The 21583-nt window shown below is 72.2% G+C and carries 7 protein-coding genes; all 7 read left to right on the top strand.

Annotated features, from left to right (window positions below; translation table 11 throughout):
• Window positions 1–9: 9 nt before the first annotated feature.
• The 7 genes from ACI782_RS12890 (at window position 10) to ACI782_RS12860 (ending at window position 21528) form a co-directional block, all read left to right on the top strand.
• A complete protein-coding gene (locus ACI782_RS12890) occupies window positions 10–1014 on the top strand; it encodes a hypothetical protein (protein WP_456909732.1) in 1005 nt (334 codons plus the stop codon).
• Window positions 1011–11447: a DUF6603 domain-containing protein gene (locus ACI782_RS12885; RefSeq protein ID WP_456909730.1), complete on the top strand. Its 10437-nt coding sequence runs from the start codon at window positions 1011–1013 to the stop codon at window positions 11445–11447. The genes ACI782_RS12890 and ACI782_RS12885 overlap by 4 nt, the downstream gene beginning before the upstream one ends.
• Window positions 11444–13012, top strand: a complete 1569-nt coding sequence (locus ACI782_RS12880; protein WP_456909728.1) for a hypothetical protein — start codon at window positions 11444–11446, stop codon at window positions 13010–13012. The genes ACI782_RS12885 and ACI782_RS12880 overlap by 4 nt, the downstream gene beginning before the upstream one ends.
• The gene (locus ACI782_RS12875; protein WP_456909726.1) at window positions 13009–13914 is read left to right on the top strand and encodes a hypothetical protein; all 906 of its coding nucleotides are present in this window, start codon (window positions 13009–13011) and stop codon (window positions 13912–13914) included. The genes ACI782_RS12880 and ACI782_RS12875 overlap by 4 nt, the downstream gene beginning before the upstream one ends.
• Window positions 13911–17543 (top strand): hypothetical protein, encoded by a 3633-nt coding sequence (locus ACI782_RS12870; RefSeq protein ID WP_456909724.1) that lies wholly within the window; start codon window positions 13911–13913, stop codon window positions 17541–17543. The genes ACI782_RS12875 and ACI782_RS12870 overlap by 4 nt, the downstream gene beginning before the upstream one ends.
• Window positions 17540–20347: a polysaccharide deacetylase family protein gene (locus ACI782_RS12865; RefSeq protein ID WP_456909722.1), complete on the top strand. Its 2808-nt coding sequence runs from the start codon at window positions 17540–17542 to the stop codon at window positions 20345–20347. The genes ACI782_RS12870 and ACI782_RS12865 overlap by 4 nt, the downstream gene beginning before the upstream one ends.
• Before the next feature lie 455 nt (window positions 20348–20802).
• A complete protein-coding gene (locus ACI782_RS12860) occupies window positions 20803–21528 on the top strand; it encodes a hypothetical protein (RefSeq protein ID WP_456909720.1) in 726 nt (241 codons plus the stop codon).
• Window positions 21529–21583 lie beyond the last annotated feature (55 nt).

Genomic DNA, 21583 nt, shown 5'->3' with positions numbered 1-21583 from the left:
CGAGGCACCATGTCCCGACACCGGCTGGGGGACCTCGACGTCTGGTTCGGGACCACGGATGCGCCGGCGCCCGAGGGTTCGGAATCGGATGCCAAGCCCGGGATCACGGTCGGGGTCTCGCTGCACGCCCAAGGCGCAGTGGTCGGATTGCGTCACCGTCGGGCCGGGGGGCCGTGGCATCGCATGCGCTTGCAGTACAGCCACCGTACCGACGAGGCCCAGTACTTCACCGGGACCTTTCCCCGGCTACCGCAGGGAGCAGTCCTCGAGTACGAGGTCTACCTACGATGCGACGGCCCTCGGCCGATCCCGGAAGTCAGGGTGGGCGAGCGGGCGTCCTTCCAGGTCCTGCGGAGTGGCGCCGGCCCACTCGTGCCCATGCCGACGCCCCTGCCGCCCGCGCCACTCGTCGGGTGGGAGCCGGATGCCGACACCGGGAGCTCCTGCGGCTCGTTCCTGTCCGACCTGCGGGCCAGGGCTGCGGACAAGCTCCTGTGGGGAGCTCCCGCGGAGCCGGTCGCCGTTCCGTCCGATGTCTTCACCTGCCTGTTTCGCGAGGCCCTGCACCCGCAGCGGATTCCGGAGGGATGGGCCGTCTGGCGGGATCTCGACTCAGAGGTCGCCCTCGATGTGGGGCGGACCCGGGTCGCTCTCCTCCAGGGCTTCGTCGTCTGCGGCCTCCGGATGCGATGCGACCAGGTCATGGACACGTCCGAACTGACGGTGCCGCTGGCCACGGGGACGGAGACGGAGCCGTCGGGGCTGATCATGACCGGGGAGCTGGCCGCGCGAGGGATACCGCTTCTGGTCGACGCCTGGGGCGAGGTCGCCGTCGTGGGGTGCTGGACAGCGGTCGTCGACGTCGCGAGCAAGGTCGCCGCCGCAGCCGGCACCGACATCCGGGGCGGGCCGCTGCTGCCCGGAGCCGTCTGGACGGCGGATGACGTGTTCACCGTGGTTCCGCAGGCCCGGCACGCGATCGACGGCCGCTCGTCACCGGTGGGCCGGGAATGAGCTTCGACGCCCAGGTCATCTCCCCCGAGCTGGTCAAGCTCGGCGTTGCCCTCGGCGTACTGACCCCGGGCCCCGACGGGTACGACCTCAACGGCGCGTTCTTCGCCGACCCGGCCACGACCCTCGGCGCGGTGCTGAAGGACCCGGCCCGACGCCGAGCCCTGCTCGAACTCGCCCGGGCGGCGTTCGGGTCCGGAAACCTCGACTCCGCCTCGCTCCCCGACGCGGCTCTTGGCGTGTCCTGGCTCCCCGTAGCCGAGTACGGCCCGGCGACCGCGTATGTCGTGCTCGAGTCGACCGAGGCCGGCACCACGCTTGCCCTCGCCGCCGGCGTCGAGCACGACGCTGATGGTGTCGGGCTCTCCGGTTCGGTCTGGCTCCCGTTGATCGAGGTGCCCGCCACCGGAGGCCCGCGGCTGCTGCCCGACGGGCCGGATGGCAGGCTCGGACTGCGATTCATCGTCCGCCCGCCGCCCGGGCCGGCCGACCCCGTCGTCCTGGACGCGTTGGTCTGCGAGGCCACCATCCCCACGGCCGGCGACCCGCCTTCCCTCGACGTGAGCGTCGTGGGCCTGAAGGTGAGCGGATGGGCGTCCGCCCGTGATGTCCGACTTCGCTCGAACGCCGAGGCACTCGCGGATGACGCCGCCGACCTCGCCCGCACGCTGCTCGACCTCGTGGCGGCTTCGACGGGCCTCGATCCCGAGGCGGCCACGGCGCTGCACCGCATCCTCACGCTGGTCGGTCTCGGCGACGCCACGCGCATACCGCGGCTTCGGCTGGACGACGTCCGCGACCGGGGGGTCGCGGCGGTGCGGGAATGGGCGGAGGGCATCCTCGCCGACCCGACCGGGGACCGCCAGGAGTCGTGGTTGCGAGTGCTCGCCGAGCTCGCCGGCCTGGACCCGGGCGAGATCCAGGTCGAGGTGTCTCCCACCACCGGGCTCACCGTCCGGCTCACCCCAGCCGGCGTGTCACCGTCGGTGTACGCCCACGTCCGAGTGGCCACCACCGGCGGACACGTCGACGTGGACCTCGGGGTGTCCGTGACCGCCGATGCGCCGAAGCTCGGAACGGGCGCCGCGGCGGTACCCGTGCGTGGTCGCGCCCACATCGACCTGGTCCATGCCGTGCTCACCGGCAGCCCGTCAGTGACCTGGCTGCCCGCCATCGAGCTGGAGACCGTGCTCGGCGATGCGGACCACCCGCTGCTGACGACCGCCGCCACCCACGTCGGCCAGCTACGCCTCGGACTAGTCACCGACGCCGGCCACCGCGTGCGGCCGGTGCTGGGCGCCCAGGACGTGTCGATCGGCCCCAGCCGGTTCCCCGCCCTCGACCTTACGTCGGTCGAGGCACTGACCCAGGCCGCCGGCGACGCCGCCGCCCAGGGCCTGGGCGACCTACTCACGCCCCTGTTCGGCCCGGGCGCCGACGCCAGGGTCGCCGCGCTCCTGGTGCTGCTCGGCATCCAGCGCCCCGCCCAGGTCGACACCACCTGGCCGCCCCTTCCCGGTGCGGCGGCCTTCTTCGCCGACCCACTCACTGCCGTGGGGCGCTACCACGCCCGGGTTCTCGGCGCCGGCGGCTACGACCGGCTGGTCACCGCCGCATGCGTGCTGTTCGGGATCGTCGACGACGTGCCCGGCAGCGGCACCGAGCTCGATCCATGGATGGTCCGGATACCCGTCCACGAACCCGTGGATCTGGGCACGGTCGACGTGCTGGTGCGCGGCACCGGCGGCCAGGCAGCTCCGGTACTGCGGGTGGACGCGCTGATCACGCTGGCCCCGGTACTGCTCGACTCCGGGGACGAGCTGACCATCGCGGGCCTCCACCGCGTAGCCCGGATCGAGCTGCCCGCGGCCGAGCACGCGAGGCTCGCGATGACCGCCTGTGACAGGCACGAAGTGCGGCTGCTGCTGGAGGCTCGGCATCCGACCGGCGTCGCCCCCGAGGACTTCGAGGACATCCGCGACATCGGCCTGCCAGATCCCCCCGCGCCGGGGTTCACCCTCCCGCCACCGCGATTGACGTTCGACGCCGGGCCGGTGCTGTTCAGCTGCCGTGCGTTGGCTGCCGCCCTCTGGTGGGAACGCGGGCCCGGATGGGACGCAACCGTCCGTGTGGAGGACGGGACCGTCCAGGTCGGTGACGTCGACATCGAGCTGCCGGACGGCTTCGGTCTCGACTGGCTCCTCGGCGGACTCGACCTGTCGGCGGCCTGGCCCCTGTTGCGGCTGCTGTTCTCGGCCCGGCTCACCATGCCACGACTGAGGACGCCCGATCTCGATCTGCCTGATCTGCAGTTGCCGGACTTCGCCCTGCCCGACCTCCCGGACCTGAACCTTCCCACGCTGAGCCTGCCCGAGCTGCTGGCGGCCTTCCTGGGATGGACGCCAGCGACGCTGCCGTTCCGGCTGCGGCTGCCCGACGGGCTGTGCCTGGACCTGCAGCTGCCGGAGTTCGGCGGCAACTGGCCGGCGTTCGACCTGCCCGCCTTCCTGCTCTCCCCCCTGCCGACGATCAGACTGTGGCTCGGGAAGCTGTTCTCCGGCGACCTCGACCTGTCGCTGCCGACCATCTCGTTCACCGCTCTGCTCTGCGGGCGGTCCGAGGTCGCCGGTTCTGGCACGCACAACGATCCGTGGGCGATTGCGCTGCCCGGCACGACGAGCACCGCCGGGCCGATCGACGACGCCGGTCCGGCAGGCGGCGGAGCTTCGCTGCTGTTCTGGCTGGACCCCGACGGCCCGACCCTGGCAGGGCTCGAGGACGTCTTCGCCGGCCTGCTCCCGGCCGATCTGGTCCCCGCTGACCCGGAGGATCCTGACACGCCACCGCCGGCCGCCGCCGACCTGCTGGAGGTCCTCGCCGGCGGCGCGCGCATCGACGCAGGACTGGCGGAGCTGCTCGCCGGCCGCGAGCACGTCGCGGAGGCCCTGGAGACCCTCCGCACCGCGTTCGTCGACGGTGACGGCCTGGTCCCGGCAGCACAGCAGGTCCACCCGGGCGACGAAGCGAGCCCCGTCGTCCTTTCCGCCACCCACGTGGACGCGCCGGCCCACTTCGTCCTGTCCGACCACAGCGCAGCCGCCCCCACCACCGTGATGTACCTGTGCGCGCCGCTTCCGGGCGTGTCCCCGTGGCCCGGACAGGACGGCGGTGCACGCCTCGACCTGCGTGGTGCGGGCCGCCCGGCCACCTCCTTCGTGTTCGCCCCGCCTGCCACGGGCCCCTGGTTCGTGCTGATGCCCACCCGGGACGACGCCGGCGGGCACGCCGGAGTCGTCGAGCGGCTCCGGGTCGCCGTCGCCGCCGTCAGCGCGGCCGCAGGAGGGGCCCCGGTCGTGGTGGCCCACTCGATCACCAGCTGGGCGGCGCGCACGCTGCATGCCGACGGCACCGTTCCGGAGCTCGTCACGGTGGCCGCGCCGGGACCCGCGCCGTCGACGACCGGATCGACGGCCGGCGCGGTCGTGGACACCGCGCTGGACGCCGCCCGGTTCGTGCAAGCACTCGCCGGGCGGGTCACCGACGTCCCCGAGCCACTCCGCGGTGTGCTGACGACCATCGCCTCCCGGCTGGGCGACGGCCGGCCCGACAGCGCCGGCATCCCGCGGCAGATCCCGTTCCCGCTCACCGACATGGCCCCTCCACCCGCGGGAGGCGGAACCGCGAGCGCGGCCGCGCCCGTCACCGCCGTAGTTGCCCGGTTGGCATCGGCTGACTTCGACAGGTCCCTGACCACGCTGACCGCGGAGGTCCTCCGGACAGTCCTCGCGCGGCTCCCCGTGCCCGGCGGCCCGCCACGCGAACCCGTCACTCATCTCGGGTTCGGGCTGGGGGTCGACCTCCCCGCGGTCGCCGTACCGGGGGCGGTGAACGCCCTGACATCCGTACGCCTGGACGTCGCTACCGTGCGCCTCCGCAGCGGCGGCACCGCGCGCACGTTGCCGCGGCTGCGGACCCGTGTCGTGCTGCAGCGGCCGGGAGGCTGGCTGCTGGCCAACCCGTCGGCGTCCATCCGACGCGCCGAGATCCTCCTCGACCTCGTCGCACCGTCCCCGGACGGGGCGGGCGCGGCATCGTCCCTGAGGTTCGTCCTTTTCGACGCCGGTCTCGGCGGCATCCTCCGGGAACGGCTCGAGATCCGGGCGGACTCGCTGGACGCCACCGGACGGGAACTGCTCGCCGAGCTGGCTGCAGCCCTCTCGCCGCTACCACCCTCGGGAACGCTCGCGGACCTCGTGGCCGTCCTCGACGCGATCGGGCTGGTGCGGGTGCACACGGACGGCTCGCTCGATTTCGAGCCGGATGCAACGGAGCGTCTCCTCGCGGACCCGCTCGCACACCTGGCGTCGGTCCTGCGGTCGCGCACCGAGGGCTGGTCCGCCGGCGCACGAGCGGCACTGGAGGCGCTGCGGCGACTGCTCGGCGCCCCTGCCAGCAACGGTCAGGTGACCGACCCGATAGTGGCCGAGCCGGTTCCGGGCGTCCGGCTGGTGGTCGATCCCGAGCGGGCGATCCTCCGGATGGTGATCGAGGGCCTGACGGTCGCGGGCGTGGTGAGAGCCGGCGCGGACGTCGTCGCGCCCCTGCCGTTCGGCCGTCCAGTGTCGGAGGCCACCTGGCAGCTCCGGCTCTCACCCGCGCCCGCCGACGGCACCAGCAGCGGCGGTGGGGGGGACACGTTCCCCGCCGTCGTGCTGACCTTCCCACCCGCCGGGGAGCTGGCAGCGGTGATCCAGCCTGGAGCGACGCTGCAGAGCATCCCGCTGCTACCCGAGCCGGATCAGGCGGCGCTGGGGCGCTACGTCCGGTCACTGGCGGTGGATCAGGTTCTGCGCATGGTGCTGTCGGCCGCGACCGACGCCTCCGACGAGCTCAGAACCCTGGTACACAGCGTCGGACTCGTCGATGCCGACGGTGAGATTCACGATGCGCTCGGTCTGTTCACCGATCCCCTCGGCAGGCTGACCGATCCGCGCGCACTGGGCAGCGAGAGCACCCCCGGCCGGATCTCCCCCGCGAAGGTGGCCGCAGTGCTCGACGCCATCGCGGACCTGACCGGCGTGCGCGCCGACGAGGAGCCTGCGCTGCCTGGGCTGCCGCTTCCGCTGGGTGGGCGGATCACCGCCCGCGCCGAGGGCGACGGGCTGCTGCTGGACCTCGCCCTCCGGACGGACGCCGGCCCGGTGGGCGGGCTCGTGGCGGCCGGCGGCCGGCTGAGCCTGGCCGTGCGGATCGACCCCGCGTGGGTGCCGAGCACGTCCGTGACCTGTGCGGTGCGGGTCCACGCAGGCGGGGCCGGCGTCGGGCTGGCGGCAGCAGAGCTCGAGGTCACCGGGGGCGCTGGCAGCGGGCCGGATCCGGCCGGCGGGCTCCAGATGGTCCTCCGCCTCTGGCCGGACGCCACCGGCGCGCCGACGGTCGTGCCGCTGCTGCCCGAGTCGGCCGGTCTCGGCCCGCTCGCCGCCCTGATCGCGCAGCAGGCGGCCCAGCATGTGCTGCCGTTGCTGCTCGATCAGCTCGCCGCGCTCGGCTCGACCAACCCCGCGCTGGCACGGCTCGGCACCGCCATCGAGGCAGCCGGCGAGGCGCTCGGCCTGAGGAGTCCGGCCGGCTCCTTCGATCTCGATGCCCTGCGTCGATTGGCCGCCGATCCTCCCGCATGGCTCGTCGCCCGGTTCCGGGCGAACCCGACCGCGGTGGCCTCCGCGCTGGCCGAGGTGGCGGCGCTCGCCCGGAACCGGCCGGCCGCTCCCGGCGCACTCTGGTCGGGCCTCGCGGACCGGGTCCGATTGGAGATGCACGCCGACGACGCCGGGCGGCCGGTGCTGAGCCTCCTGCTCACGGACCTGCGCCCGCTGAACGGCTTCGTGGTTCGCGGCCGCATCGTCGTCGGCGCCCAAGGCCTCGGCAGTTCCACGCTTGCCCTGCTCGCCGTGCCCCCGGACCGGGCCGCGCCGGACCCGATCGAGCTGCTGCCCGGTGCCTGGCCCTTCGTCGAGCTCCACCTCGGGGGCGCGCCGACGGCGGACCCACCACGGTTCGAGGTCGGCCTGTGGCTCGATCCACCGACCGGAGCGGGCGCCGACGCGCTCGTGCTCCAGGTCCCGTTCGGCGGGAGCACCGAACTCGTGCACCGGCGCGGGACCAGCACGGATGATGACGTGTCCGCCGCCTTCACGGAGCTGATCCTCGAGGTGGTCATCCCGCTCGTCGTCGATGCCGTGCTCGGTCTGCCGGCGGTTCGCGACGCACTCGAGAAGACGAAGGTCGGCGCGGAAGAACTCGTCGACCTCCTGACCGCCGCAGGAGTTCTGATCTCCGGCGTGCCGCCCGGAGCCGCACCACCCCGGCTGGCTCCCGGCGTGCTCTCCGACCCGCTCGGCGCGGCTGTCCCGGCCGTGGTGGCCCTGGTGGACGCCTTCCTGGCGACCGCCGACCTCGGTCCCGTCCACCTGCGACTGCGAAACGTAGACCTCGGCCAGGCGAGGCGATACCTGCTCGGCGTCGTCCTGGAGCAGCCCCTCGACCTCCCGCCACTGGGGGACGTCGCCGTGGCGGTACGCGCCCAGGACGAGACGGGCACCGAGCCGGTCCTGGAGGTCGCTGTCGTGGAGGTCGCCAAGGACCTCCACTCGCCGTCGCCCGTGCGGTTCGCGCCCCGGGTGCGCGTCGACGGGCTCGGGGTCGCGGTGACGGGCGCCGAAGGTCCGCTGAACAAGGACCCGCTGAGGGTGCAGGGGGTTGCCCTCTACGGCCGGTACGAGCATGCGGGCAGCGGGTTCGTCAGCGGCGGCGGCCGGGTGGAGATCGTCGGAATCGAGATCCCCGTCGGCTCCGCCTCCGGGGGCACGAATCCGGTGGCCGGCAAGGTCATCGCCCCGGGTGACCCGCCCGGTGACGGGTCGGGGTCCGGCTCGGCGGTCACCGCCCGCGGCCCCACTCCGGGGATCACCCCGTACGCCGACATCGACAAGCTCGGCACCGGGCCGGTCACTGTCGCGATCGGCCTGGAGGGCGAGGGCTGGATCCCGATCCGCCGGTCGTTCGGCCCCGTGTACGTCGAGCAGATCGGGTTCGACCTCACCGATCCGGCGTCGTTCGCGCTGCTGCTCGACGCCGGCGTGCACATCGGGCCGCTGGCCGCGGGGGTCGACGACCTCGCCGTGGTGATCCCGCTGGCCAGTCCTGCGAACCCGGCCACCTGGCGGCTCGACCTCGCCGGCCTGGCCATCTCGTTCGCCGGGGGTGGGGTGAGCATCGCGGGTGGGCTTCGGAAGCTGGTCCGTGAGGGCGGCGTCGAGTACATCGGGATGCTGGACGTCCGCGCGGCCGGCTACGGGCTGACCGCGCTCGGTGCGTTCGGGTCGTTCCCCGTGCGCGTCGGCAGCAGTGACCGCTACACGTCACTCTTCGTCATCGCCGCCCTCGCCGCGCCGCTCGGCGGCCCGCCGGCGTTCTTCGTGCTCGGCATCGGTGGTGGCGTCGGCCTGAACCGCGCCTTGGTCGCACCCCGGGAGATGACGGAGGTCGCGACCTTTCCACTGATCGCGGCACTGGACCCGGGCAGTCAACTCGTCGCGGACCCGATGGCCGCCCTCGTGAACCTGGGCCGCACCTTTCCACCCCGGCCCGGAGCGTTCTGGCTCGCCGCCGGGGTTCGGTTCAGCAGCTTCACCCTGGTCGAATCGATCGTGGCAGTGACCGTGGCCGTCGGCGACGGGCTGGAGGTGAACGTCCTCGGGCTCGCGAGGGCGGGTCTGCCGAACCCGGGTGCCCCCGTGGTCCAGCTCGAGCTGGCCCTGCAGGCCAGGTTCTCCACCCGCGACGGTGTGCTGTTGATCCGCGCCCAGCTCACCGACAACTCCTGGCTGTTCAACACCGACTGCCGACTGACCGGTGGTTTCGCCTTCGTGATCTGGTTCCGCACCGGGGAGTTCCTCGTCACCATCGGCGGCTACCACCCGCGCTACCCGAGGCGCGACCACTACCCCGACGTACCCCGGGTCGGCTTCTCCTGGCGCGTCTCGTCGGTCATCACGATCAAGGGCGAGTCCTACTTCGCGCTCACGCCGACGGCCATCATGACCGGCGGGCGACTCGAGGCGACCGCGAACTTCGGCATCGTCGGGGCCTGGTTCGCCTGCGGGCTGGACATCCTGCTGTCCTGGGACCCGTTCTATTACGACATCTCGATCTACGTGACCATCGGCGCCTGGCTGAACATCGAGATCAAGATCTGGTTCATCCACATCACCATCCGGATCACGGTGTCGGTGGGGGCGGAGCTGCTGATCCAGGGGCCGCCGATGCACGGCGTCGCCCGGGTGGACCTGGCCGTCACCACCGTGGTCGTCCCGTTCGGAAGCCCCGCCGTTCCGGCGAAGGACTGGCTCGGCTGGGCCGCGTTCCACGACAAGTACCTGGTCGCGGGCGACCCGGCGGGCGCCACCATGGACGTGACGATCACGCGGGGGTCCTTCACCCCGGACCCCGGCTCCGCGACCGGCGCGGCGACCGGGAGCGACCTCCTCCAGGTACTGCCGGAATTCCAGCTCCGGACCACCACCCGCGCCGCGGCCACCGTGCTCAACGGCACCGTCCTCGCCGGGCCTCCGCTGGCGGCCGGCCCGATGGGCCGCGCCAGGATCACCAGCGAGCACCGCATCTCCGTCCGGAAGGGCCCGCCGCCCGGACAGGAATTCGTGCAGCTCCCCCCCGTCGCGCCGGTGATCGGCGCCGTGCCGGACGCCGTGTGGCGGATGCCGACTCCGAACGGCGAAGGCGGCATGCGGGACGCCTTCGTGGGGGGCGACGTCATCGCCGACGTGAAGGTCGCCGGCTCGGTGGAGCCGATCGACCTCCGGCAGTTCCAGGTCGGCGCGCCACGACTGCTGCCCCTGCTGGCGCCGCGCGATCCCGGCGGCACGCTGAGCACCGCCGCGGCCGCCGCCGACGCGTGGGCCGCCGCCGTGGCCGGGCAGGACCCACTGGCGCTCGCCGGCCAGTTGATGGCCGCCACGCGCGGTGCAGCGCTGGTCCGCTGCCTGGGCCGGGCGGCGGTGGCCTCGCTCGGCACCGGGCCCGGCGTGCTCGACGCGTTGCTGCTGTCGGCCGACCGCAGCGCCCCGCCGCGACTCGAACGACCCACTGCCCGGGCCTGCACCCCCGCCGCAACGCCGCACGCGGTGCGGGTGCGGCAGCTGCCGCAACCGCCGGTCCGCACCCCACCCGACGTGCCCGCGCCGCGTCTGATCGGCGCCGCTCGGCTGGACGCCGTCCCCTCCCGGCGGCCACGGGCGCGCACCACGGTCGGGGACTGGGGCGCGGCGTTCCCCCGAACGCACCCCGAGGATCTGAGCTCGGTCCTCGCACGTATTCGTCCGACCGCCGCCCGTCTGTACCGCACGGCCCCCGCCGCAGTCGGCCAGCCACGGAGCGGGGGCCCACCGCTTCCGCAGACCGTCCTGCGGGCCGGCACCCGAGGGGCTCACGCCGTTCCGGGGGGTCGGCTGGAGGCCGTGCCCGGGCTGTTCGCCGACGACCGTGCAGAACTGCTCTTCGCGACGAGGACGGCCGGCCTCACGGCAGCGGGCACCCCGCTCCGCAGCGGGGACATCCAGGTGTGGCGGGTGGCCGTGGCAGCCGACGACTGGAACCCGGAACGCCCCGTTCTCGGCATCGACGGCAACCAGGCCGTCCGGGTCGTCATGCTCGACCTGGCCGGCAGTCCGCTGGCCGACACCACGGTCAGCTCCGGTGAGCTGAAGTTGCCGCCGGGCATCGACAGGCTCGCGATCCTGGGAACCGGGGTGCCCCCGGACCAGAGCTCCGCGACCGCCGCTCCGGCGGCCTGGCCCCTCTCCATCTCCGGGCTGGCCGGCTGGCACGTCGGCGTCCCGGTCCTGCGGACCGGCGAGTACGGGTTCGTCGTGCCGGGTGGGGTCCTGCGCACGACCGGAGTGACCACCCTGCGTGGCCGCCGCCCGGTCGACGTCGCCCTGATCGACCCGGAGCTCGCCGTGGGCGTCGAGGGGCTGGTCAGCACGACGCTGCCGCCAGGGACACGGAGCGTAATCGTCGGCCTCCGGCCCCTCGACCCTGCGGCGAACACCTCGGAATTCCTGATCGGCCTGGACGACGCCACCACCGTGTCCGGCTCCTGCGACCGGGTGCTGACGGCCGGCGGCGACGTGTACCTGATCCGGAACGTCGAACCGGGCAGCCGGGCGCCGGTGGTCACGGTGGGCCGTGCACCGGGCTTCGCCCTGCGTGGTCTGCTCGGCAGCTGCCGCCCTGCCGACGTCGTCGAGACCTTCATCGCCGACCAGGGCGCCCCTTCGCTGGTCGGTGGGCTCGTACCGGGGGCGGTCGATCGCCGGCACCGCACATCAACGCTGACCTGGAGGCGGTCACCATGAGCGTCGCGGTCGGCTCCATCCGCCTGCACAGCGCCGTCCGCCCCAGTCTGCCAGCGGGCGACTACACGCTCCGGCTGGAACACACCATCGACGCCGACGCGGTGCAACCGGTCGACAAGACGCTGCGGGTGGTCGCTCCGCAGTTCGCGCTGCCCGGCACGGAGGTCGCCTCGGTGTTCCCGCCACCCCGGGCCGCGGGCGCCTTCGAGACACGCCTCCCCGAGATCGTCCTCGGCCGGCGCACCCTGCCCTGGGAGCGCCGGCTCGGGACCACGGGCGACGCCGCGAGCGCGCCGTGGCTCGCGCTGATCGTCCTGACCGCCACGGAGGGACGGTTCCGCACCGGGGTCCCGGTCACCGAGGTGATCCCCGCCACGAAGCACGGCGCCCTGGGGGTCTCAGCCACCAGCGGCACCTGCGACTGCCTGGAGACCTCGCTCAACGTCGCGAAAGCCGTGTTCCCGCGGGCTGATGAACTCGCGTGGTTGTGCCACGTGCGCGAGGTCTCGCTCGACGACACCGAACTCGCCGGCACCGATCAGGACGGTTACTTCTCCGTCGTCCTCTCCTCCCGGCTACCCCGCACGCAGCACTCCTACGGGGCATATCTGATCTCCCTGGAGGGCCGCGCGGACGTGCTGCCGGCGCCGTCGCCCGGGACGCCCGCCACCGCGCCAGGACCCGCTGTGGTGGTGCCCGACGGACCGCTCGACCAGCGCTTCCCCGTCCTGGCCCACTGGGACTTCACGGTCGGCGCCGGAAGCGACTTCCAGGCCCTCGCCCAGCAGATCGACGTCGGCTCGTTCGGCACCGCCCCCGACGGCTGCCCCGGGGTGACCCCGACGGGGCACGTGATCACGTCGCACCGCACGCGACTGGGCCGGGAGTCGGCCGCCTGGTACCGCGGCCCGCTCACGCCGAGGGAGGTCGGACGGCGCAGGCCCGTGCCGCTGTTCCACGCCGATCAGGCCCGGCGCATCGCCTCCGACGGCCTCGAGGACCTCTCCGAAGCGGCGGCCTTCGAACTGGGGCGGCTACTGGCCCTGGCCGACCCCACGTTCACGGCGGCCGTGCAGGAATGGCGCCGCGCCGACTTCGCTGATGGGGTGGCGCACGAGACCTTCGGTTTCGTCCCCGGCGTCACCGAGCTCGGTCTGGACAAGGCCGCGCATGCTCTCGCCCTTGCCGCCACGACCGCGCTCGGTGACCCGTCCAGCCCGCTCGGCCGCATCGTCCCTCCCTTCGGTGAGCCCGTCCCGCTCACGTCGACGGACATCGATGTGATCTCGACCGGTCTCGGCCTGATGCCCAAGGTCGTCGCAGACGTCCTGCAGGCCCCGCCCCTCGACCCCGGCGTGCGGATCCCCACGGACGCCGACCCCCTGGCAGCCGCCGAGGGGTTCGACCAGCTCGTCCAGGATCCGCACCTGCTGCGGCACCTCCGCTGGGCGCTGCACCAGCGAGTGGCCGCGACGAAGGCTCGAGCCGGGCTGACGAACGCCCAGTTCGACCCCGCAGCCCCCGCAGGCAGCATCCCCGAGATCTTCGGCGGAGGTGGACCGTGACCGGAATTCCCGAGACCCACCGCGCGGGCACGCACGTCGCCGATGGGATGTTCGACACGGCCGACGCCCTCGTCCGCCTGCGGGCTGCCTCGGTGTCCGATGCCGCCCGCCCGGTCCCCGAGCCCGTGCTCACGTGGCTGGTCCGGCTCCGTCTGCTGCACGGTGTGCCCTTCCAGTACCTGGTCAGCGACAGCCGGCTGCTGCCACCGCCGGAGTCCGTCCGGTTCTTCTACGTGGACCGCAACTGGACCGACGCGGCCTGCGACGGCGCCATGAGCGTGGCGGCCGGGAGCGCGGAACGGGCCCACCTCAAGGCTCGGCACACCGCACTGCGCGACTCCATCGATCGGGCGGAGCGCAACCATCGGCACACGAGCGTGCACTCGGGCGAGGAGCTCGACGCACCGCCGGACACTCCCATCACCGGCTTCCTGCTGCGGTCCCGGCTGGTCTCCGGCTGGCCCGGTCTTCAAATCAGGGCCTCGAGGAAGGCCCAGACCGGCGCGATGTCCGTCTGCCTCCTCCGGCTGGGGCGGCTCGCCCCCGCCGTGCTCCTGGCCATGTTCGACGGCATTCCGGACGTGGTCACCCTCGAGGAACCGCACCAGGGCGTCCAGTTCGGCCTGGACGAGCGGACCTCGGGCGGCGGGTACGAGGTCCCCGCCCGGGACGGCGAGCCCGCGACCGGGCCGGTGCCGTTCCGCCCGGGTGCCCCGGGGGTGATCGACGTCGCCGCCCTGGCCCACCTGCTGGGCGTCTCGGAGTCCGCGCCTCTCGCCCGGCGCCTGCTGCAGTTCCCGTTCCGGCAGGACTTCAGTGCGGTGCCGAAGCCGGGGGACGTCGTCTTCGCGCCCTCCATCACGCTCACGGAACTCGACGCGGCGTTCGGGGACATCCCATGACCGACGCCTCCTTCCACCCGGCGTTCGCGCTGGGAGTCCGGGACCAGCTGACGCGTGACGCCGCCGTCGCCGCCGGCGACGTGACGCCCGAGCCGCGGGTGCTCGTCCCCGTCGACGTGCAGGCACTGGTCGTCCGGCCACCGGACCCCGACACCGGAACGCCCGCGGACGCGGTCCCCACCGCGGACATCGCCGGCCGGGTTCTCGACCCGGTCGAACCAGCGCCGGGGCAGGAGTTCCCTCCGCCCTTCACGGCGGGCGCGGACCGCCGACCCGGCGTGCATCTGCACTGGGCCATGCCAGACGGGCTGACGACCACCCGACCGGACGGCACGTACCGTCCCCTCCCGGACCGGTGGCTCGTCACCCGGCTCAGCGGCGGCACGCCACGGTCGGTCACCTCGTGGGTCGTGGACGCCGATCGGGCCGAAGCTACGCCGCTGGAGGCCTGGACCGATCCGGGGCCCGGTGGCAGTCAGGAACCCCGGCCGTACGTTCCTCCCGATCAGCTGACCGCCGTCACCGGCATGGACCCGGCGTGGGCCGCCGTCTACGACAACGTGCGCAACCGGTTCGCCTTCCACGACCCGTGGCCGAGCGGAGCCGTTCCGAGCGGCCCGCTCACCTACGTCGTCGTGGGGTGGTACAGCCGGGCCGACCTGGACCCGCTCGCCGGCGGCGGCGACGTCGCCGACCTGCTGGCCGGCCTCGGGTGGACGCTGGACCCCGAACGGCTGGCCGCCGTGCGCCGTGAGCGCGCCGCGCAGGCCCGGGTCCTCGTGAACTCGGGTGTGGTGCCGGCGAGCGCGCTGGAACCGGCGCCGACCGTCAACCTCGGCGGGCTCGCCGCCTCCGACGCCACGATCCGCACGGACCCCGACGACTGGTGGCCGCGCCGCACGTGCTGTCACGGGGTCGTGTACGGGGTGCTGCACGGCATCCGGCGCCTCGAAGCCATCCCGTCCGACCGCCCCTGGCCGGGCGCGGTCGACGTCGCGGCCGGGGCCACGTCCATCGAGGCCGCTGCGGCCCTCGTCGCCGGCCGGCTGGTGAAGTCGCCGGACCCACTGGCCAGCGCCACCGCGGAGGTGCAGTATGCCGCCTTCGCGCACGGGATGACCGACGCACTGTCCGCCCCGACCGGTGTGGCGCGGTTGGCCGAGGAACTCCACGCCCGGGCCTTCGACTCCGCTCCCGGCGGGGAGATCACGCAGAAGGTGCTCGCCGGCGACGCCTTCGCGGACCTGCGGGACCCGGTCATGCCGGCGCCGGCCACCACTGCACTGGCCGAGACCTTTCCCGCCGACGCTCCGGGCCGCGTCCGCCTGGCGTTCGTCGGATCCGGCGGGCAGGTCAGCGACCTGCTGGCGATCCGGACCCGGCCGGCAAGGATCACTCCGCCGCCGGAGCCGCGCAAAGTGGAGGAGCAGACCCTTCCCCTGCCCCGGTTCTTCGCCCCCCAGGATCCCGTGATCGTGCTGGGCAATCTGCGGCGGTCGTTGCGGCACGGCTACGACGGCCGGTTCGAGCCGGACGACCGGCTGCGCTGCCGGCTCTCGGGCGACACCGTGGCGACCCTCGCCGGGGTGGACGGGCGGGTGCTCCTGCGGACGGTTCCCGAGCACGGGGCGATCCCGCGCGATGCCGGCGACCTAGTCGTGGAGGCCGCTGTCGAGGATCCCTTCGTGGACTACAGCGAGCACGCAGCAGGCCTGCTCGGGCTTCCGATGTCCGTGGTGGAGCGGGCCTTTCATGCCGAGCGCCGGTTGTTCGTGCACTGGCTCTCCCGACCGGGCGAGGTCACGCCGCTGATGCGGTGCTCGCTCAAGGACGGAGTGTCTGCGTCCCCTGCCGGGATCACGATCTGGCGGCAGCCGTGGGTGCCGCTGCTCATGGAGTGGGAGCTGGACGCCGAGCTCGCCGAGATCCCGCTGGCGGGACTGGAACTGCTCGAGATGGACGTCGAGGCACCAACCCCGGCACAGGTGACCTCCCGCCGGTTCGCCGGGCGCAGCCTCCTCACCCCGGGCACCACCAAGGCCCTGGATGATGCGATCGCCGCCTTCGCCGATGCCGAGGACGTGCTGGACCGCGACGGCAAGGGCGTCCTCGACGAGGCGCAGGAAGCTGTCCTGCGCCGGCTCACGGGCTCGGCCCGGTACACCGACTTCCTCACCGGCTCGCTCACCGACCTGCGGTCGCGGCTGCTCGGGTTCGCAGATCAGATCACCCGGAACGGCGTCCCGCCCGTCCCCGAATCCGAGCCCCTCCTCACGCGCACGGGCCGGATCACCGTGCGGCGGCTGCGGGTCGTGGACGCGTTCGGACGCTATCTCACCCTCGTCGACGCCCCGGCACCCGCGGCCGGAAATCGTGACGTGCTGGTGGGGCGTGGGCTGCGAACCGAGGCCACGCCGCAGCAGGCGGCCGGACGCATCACGCTCGCGCCGCGCATCAATCAGCCGGCGCGGTTGATGATGCGCCTGGTCAGCGCGGCGGACGACGCGGTGGAGGCCGCCGTCGACCAGTCCCGCACCGACCCGCCCAATCCGGTTGCCGGCTGGCTGATGCCGGATCACGCGGACGACGCGGTGGAGTTCTTCGACCCCTCGGGGAACCCGCTCGGGCAGCTGCGCCACGACGGGCTGACCGGCTCGGTCGTGTGGGAGGGACCGCCGGGCGACCGTGGCCCGCTCGGTGCCAGGCCGGCGTGGGACACCCCCGAGCTGCGCCACCTGCGGGCCCTGGCCTACGGGCTGCTGGAGTGCGACGCCGCCGAGCGGCACGGTGCGGCGCGGCGCAGCGACACGCCGCTGCAGGCGCTCATGCGGGTCATCGACACGACCGCGCAGACCGTCGGCGGATCGGGCCGCAACGAGCATCTGGCGCAACTCGTCGGACGCCCGGTCGCGGTGGTCCGGGCAACACTGCGGCTCGACGTCGTCACCGAGCCGCCGTTCCCCTCCCTTTCGGCGGTCCAGCTGGCAGCCCGTGAGCGAGCGTGGCGACGGCTGGCCGCCACGGCCTTGCCGGTGCGGCTCGGCTCTCTGACCCGGATCGACGACGGCCTCTACGCCTACGTCGTCGACGACGACTACACCCGGCTGTGGACCGCGTCCCCCTCCGTGGTGAACGAAGCCACGGACTCCGGCCGGCAGCGGGGCGACCTCGGCAAGCTCGCCGCTCCGAGCGCACCGGCGAGACCTGCGCCCGTCCGACCGATCGACGCGCCGATCGTGGCCGCCGGGGCTTCGACGATCTGGCTGCGGCCCGGGCAGATGCTGCGGCTCACGCTTTTCCTCGATCCCGCCGCGAAGCTGCACGTGACGAGCGGCATCCTCCCCCGCAAGTCCATCGAGCTGGTGCGCGATTGGACGGCGCCGGCGCTCACGCGGCTGATGCCCTCGTTCCGCGTGGGTCCGGTGCTGGTGGACCCGGAGGAGCTGCGCATGCCGATCACCTCCCTCCTCGCAGGTGGCCAGGACTGGACTCGGCGAGGTACGGAGACCACCTGGCGTGAGGACCCGATCGTGGCCGCGACCACCCAGGCGCTGCTCCCGGACGAGGCCGCCGTGCTCGAGGAGGGCTTCATCCGGTTGCGTTCCGCGGACGGGAGGACACAGCGGTGAGCACCGGGCTCGACACGCTGACCGCGACCACCCTCGGCCTCACCCCCCGAGGCCGGCGACGCGTAGCCCCGCCGCTGGGCTTCGCGCGGTTCGTGCTCGATCCCGACGCCCTGGCCGCACTCGAGAGCCCCCTGACGGCGGCCGACGAGCCCTACGCCGAATCACCCGGAGGGAGCGAGACCAGGCCACAGTCGCTGCTGCTCACCGGCCGCCTGCGGGTCGACGCAGCGGTGCAGCCGCTGCACTGCCGGCCGCTGTTCCCGGGCCGGCTGATCTTCCTCGGCGGACCACAGGCCAGTCGACCGAGCGCCGACCAGGTGAGCCGCTCCGCGTATGGAGGCTGGAACACCGAAGGCACACTGATGGTCGACCTGCTGCAGGCCGACCGGCGAGCGGTGAGTCCGGACCTGCTGAGCCGCTGGGCCAGATTGGTGGCCGAGCTGGGCGACGCCATTCCCACGCGCATGTGGTACGGCCCCGTCCGCATCTCCGCGCAATTCCTCTTCGGCGCGATTCCACAACTCTCCCCGAACGACGCACCCCCACCCGCGGGAAACGGTGCGCTGAGCCAACGTCACAGACAGCGCGTCGCTGAGTTCCTGCGCGGCGAGTGGGGACCGGTGATCGGACCGCCGATCCGCAGCGGCCGCATGACCGATGACCCGGTCGCGGCCCAGTGGATGCCGCAGTTCGTGGTCGCCGCAGACCGCAACGTCCGCATCCGCGTTACCGCGGCCCGCTGGGTGGAGCCCTTCGATGGTCCGGCGGCGCACCTCGTCGCAGCCTCGGGAGTGAACGTCGCCCGCGAGCACCCGGCTCATCCGGCGAACGCAGCCGTCCCGGCCCGGTTGGTCTACCAGCACGTCGCCGCCGCCAACGGACTGCGCAAGCCCCTACTCGCTGCCTGCGCGCCGTCGAGCATGCGCTATCACCGCTTGCGGATCACCCGGATCTGGCGGCCGGAACGGGACTGCTCCGTCCACTTCGCCGCCCAGGCAGTGCGCCTCTCGCGGGCCGACGGCACACTCGTCGTCGCGCAGCGGCTACCCGCCCATGGCCTGCTGTTCCACGGTGTCCCGCCGGGCGAGGGTGGCTCCCTGCAACTGGACCTGACTCTCGCGGACCTCTCGGCGAACTCCTCCCATCGACTTCTGTGGCTCCCGGGCGAGCCGAAAAATATCGCCGGACGCACGCAGTCGAACTGGCAGCGAATGAGCGGCGCGTCGCCGATCACGATCGACCTGGCGCCGGCCAACGGCGTCCATGTGGTGGCCCGTCGTCCGATGCCCCAGGCCATGCTGGAAGTCGATCCTCAGCCGTTTCCTGCACCCGGCGAGAATCGCTGCACGTACCTCTCGATGCGGCGCGCGACGCGGGCTCTGGTGGACAACCGCATCACAGGGGGGCGGCTGTCGTTCGAGGACGATGTGACGACGGCGGCCACCTCCCGCCTGATCAATGGTGCAGTGCGCCCGTACCTGAGCTTTTTCGGCCATGCTCTGTCCTCGTTCCGAGCCCAGCGCAACATCCCGGCGGCCCGACGGCTGCGCCCGGCAGACCTGCTCGCGAACGGCAGCCCGGACCCCGGCGAGGTTCCGGGGCGTGCGGGCTGGTTCCTGCCCTTCTGGGAAGCGCTCTTCCCGGACCGGATGCCCGCACAGAAGGTGAACGGAACGCGACGGCGTACCAGGCGGATGACCCGGGGCATGGTCGCCTACGCGATCTGGCAGTCCCAGTCGGAGACCTTCGCTGACCCCGACCTGACGACGAACTTCCCCGATGCGTACATCGCGCGTGGAGCTCCCGGGGCCCTCGTGGTGACCGGCCTGGCGCGGGAATTCTTCCTCGACCCGCCGATCATCGAGGGGCCCGACCTTCCGGATGCCCAGCGGGACGAGATGGTGGCACGCATCGTCGACCGCGCTCTGACGACGGGTTCCATGCTGCAGTACTGGGTCACCCTCGACGGCTACAACTCCGTGCGCACCCGACGGCTAGATCGCCACGTCGGGCACTCACCGGTGTTCCTGCAGGTCGAGCCGGCACAAGGGACCCCGACCGGGATCACCGTCGTCGACCAGTTCGGCCAGCACGCCGTCGCGATCCAAGGTGCTACCGGCAAACGGCGGCTCGGCGGCGCCGAGGTATGGGTCGCCGCTGAGTGGGCGGAGTCCTCGGCTACGCCATCGATTGCTCCAGGAGGGGCAGCCAAGCTCCTGCAGGTGACCATCGACGACGGGCCCGATCCCGTCGCTTCTGCACTCACGCCCATCCTCGCAGAGCTCCGCCGCAGATCTCTGATCGGCGCATTCTTCGTCATCGGACAGGAAGTGGAGGGCAATCCGGGGGCGACGAAAGAGATCCTGAGGGCGGGGCATGCGCTCGGCAATCACTCCTGGGACCACATGGAGCCGTCCACGATGCAATACACCGACGAGCAGGTCAGAGAACAGTTCCGCCGCACGCACGGCAAGGTACAGGCGGTGACGAAGCTAGATATGCGCTATTGGCGCGCGCCCCGCCTCTCCCAGGTCGACAGACTGACGGGCCTTCTGTCCGGTCCAGGGAAGCTGTACACACTCAGCCACTGCGACGTTCATGCCGACAGCAAGGACAGTCAAGGCGTCACATCTGCCGCTGGCATGCTCTCGGCCATAAGGGCGAACATCAAAGCGAAACCCAACCGCCGCATGTTTCGGTTGCTCTTCCACGTCAAGTCGGAGACAGCAGCAGCACTTCCGACCGTCCTGGACGGCCTGGTGGCCGACGGCCACACCTTGGTCGACTTTTCCCAAGCCGGCTGAGCCGGGCTCGCCCGCACCGATGCGGAACCGTCCGCGGGGTGACTCAGGCCAGTCACGTCCTCCGCGCGGTAGCGGTGCTGCCTCCGGCCCACCACCGCGCCCGTCAGGAAGTGTCCGCAGAGGCTGATCACTCGACGATCGAACGAGGATGCACAGCCCTCGGCCGTGACTTGGGGAAGGGCGTCCACGATCGGTGACATCACCGAGGACTCCAGGTAGCCAGCGCCCCTCCTCGCCCCGAGCGACCGACCCCTTGATCCGTTGACCAGGCCCGGTCCTGTCAGGGCGATCGAGGGCAGCATCGTCCGACATGACGGGCCGTGGCTCCCACGAGAGCCGGAGCATCTTCGTTCCCGTCAGGCAACCGCCCCCACTGGCAACCTCGCGCCGCTAGACTGGCGACCAAGTGGGCTTCCGCTGAGGGCAACGCTTCTCTTTGAACCGCCAGGAATCCGATGAGCACAAACGGAGCGGACAGCGGAGAGCAGCGGAGTTTGCTCTACGAACGGGTCTGTGAAAGCTACCACGCCATCAACGATTTTCGCATGAAACTAATGGGGCTCTTGCCTGTCGCAACAGGCACTGGCGTATTCTTGCTGCTGAGCACAAATGCCGATGCAATCGGGGCAGATGACTCGGACCTGCGGCCTTCGCTGATTGCGATCGGCACGTTTGGACTGCTGTTCACACTGGGCCTCTACGCCTACGAGCTATTCGGGATCAAAAAGTGTCACTACCTCATCGGAACTGGCCGCCGCCTGGAGCAGGCGTTTGGGGAACGCGCTCAGTTCCGATCGCGCCCCAATGCGATTGCTCGTTTCGTGAACGAGCCCTTTGCTTCGGCCTTCATCTATCCCGCATCGATCGCTTCGTGGCTATTCCTAGCACTGTCTACGTTTCATATTCTCGTCCCGACCATCGCGGCTGCCACAGTGTTCTTCGTAGGCCTTTTTGGCACACTCGTGGGCGCGTGGCGGATAGGCGAGGCCTATGATTATGAGGAGCAGGTTTTGACCGTGGTAGACGCTGATGGCCCCATCGATGATGCTGCATTGAAAAGCAGAAAGGAACTCGAGGGCGTCCCAGTGGACCGCGCCGTGGCAAGTCTTGTCACGCGAAGTGAGCTCAAGAAGATCGACGGGGGTGACGTCCCCGCTGGTGGTGTAAGTTCAGGTCACTGACCGCGTGGGTGATCGCACGAAGGGGCCATCGTGTGATGGTCAGCGAGACCACGCC

Source organism: Geodermatophilus sp. SYSU D00703 (assembly GCF_054050155.1).
Note: the sequence above shows the minus strand (reverse complement) of the source record. Positions and strands in the feature narration are given on the sequence as shown.

Coding starts and splice junctions, on each gene's coding strand:
- ACI782_RS12860 (WP_456909720.1), top strand. CDS start 20,803: ATGAGCACAAACGGAGCGGACAGCGGAGAGCAGCGGAGTTTGCTCTAC.
- ACI782_RS12870 (WP_456909724.1), top strand. CDS start 13,911: ATGACCGACGCCTCCTTCCACCCGGCGTTCGCGCTGGGAGTCCGGGAC.
- ACI782_RS12890 (WP_456909732.1), top strand. CDS start 10: ATGTCCCGACACCGGCTGGGGGACCTCGACGTCTGGTTCGGGACCACG.
- ACI782_RS12880 (WP_456909728.1), top strand. CDS start 11,444: ATGAGCGTCGCGGTCGGCTCCATCCGCCTGCACAGCGCCGTCCGCCCC.
- ACI782_RS12885 (WP_456909730.1), top strand. CDS start 1,011: ATGAGCTTCGACGCCCAGGTCATCTCCCCCGAGCTGGTCAAGCTCGGC.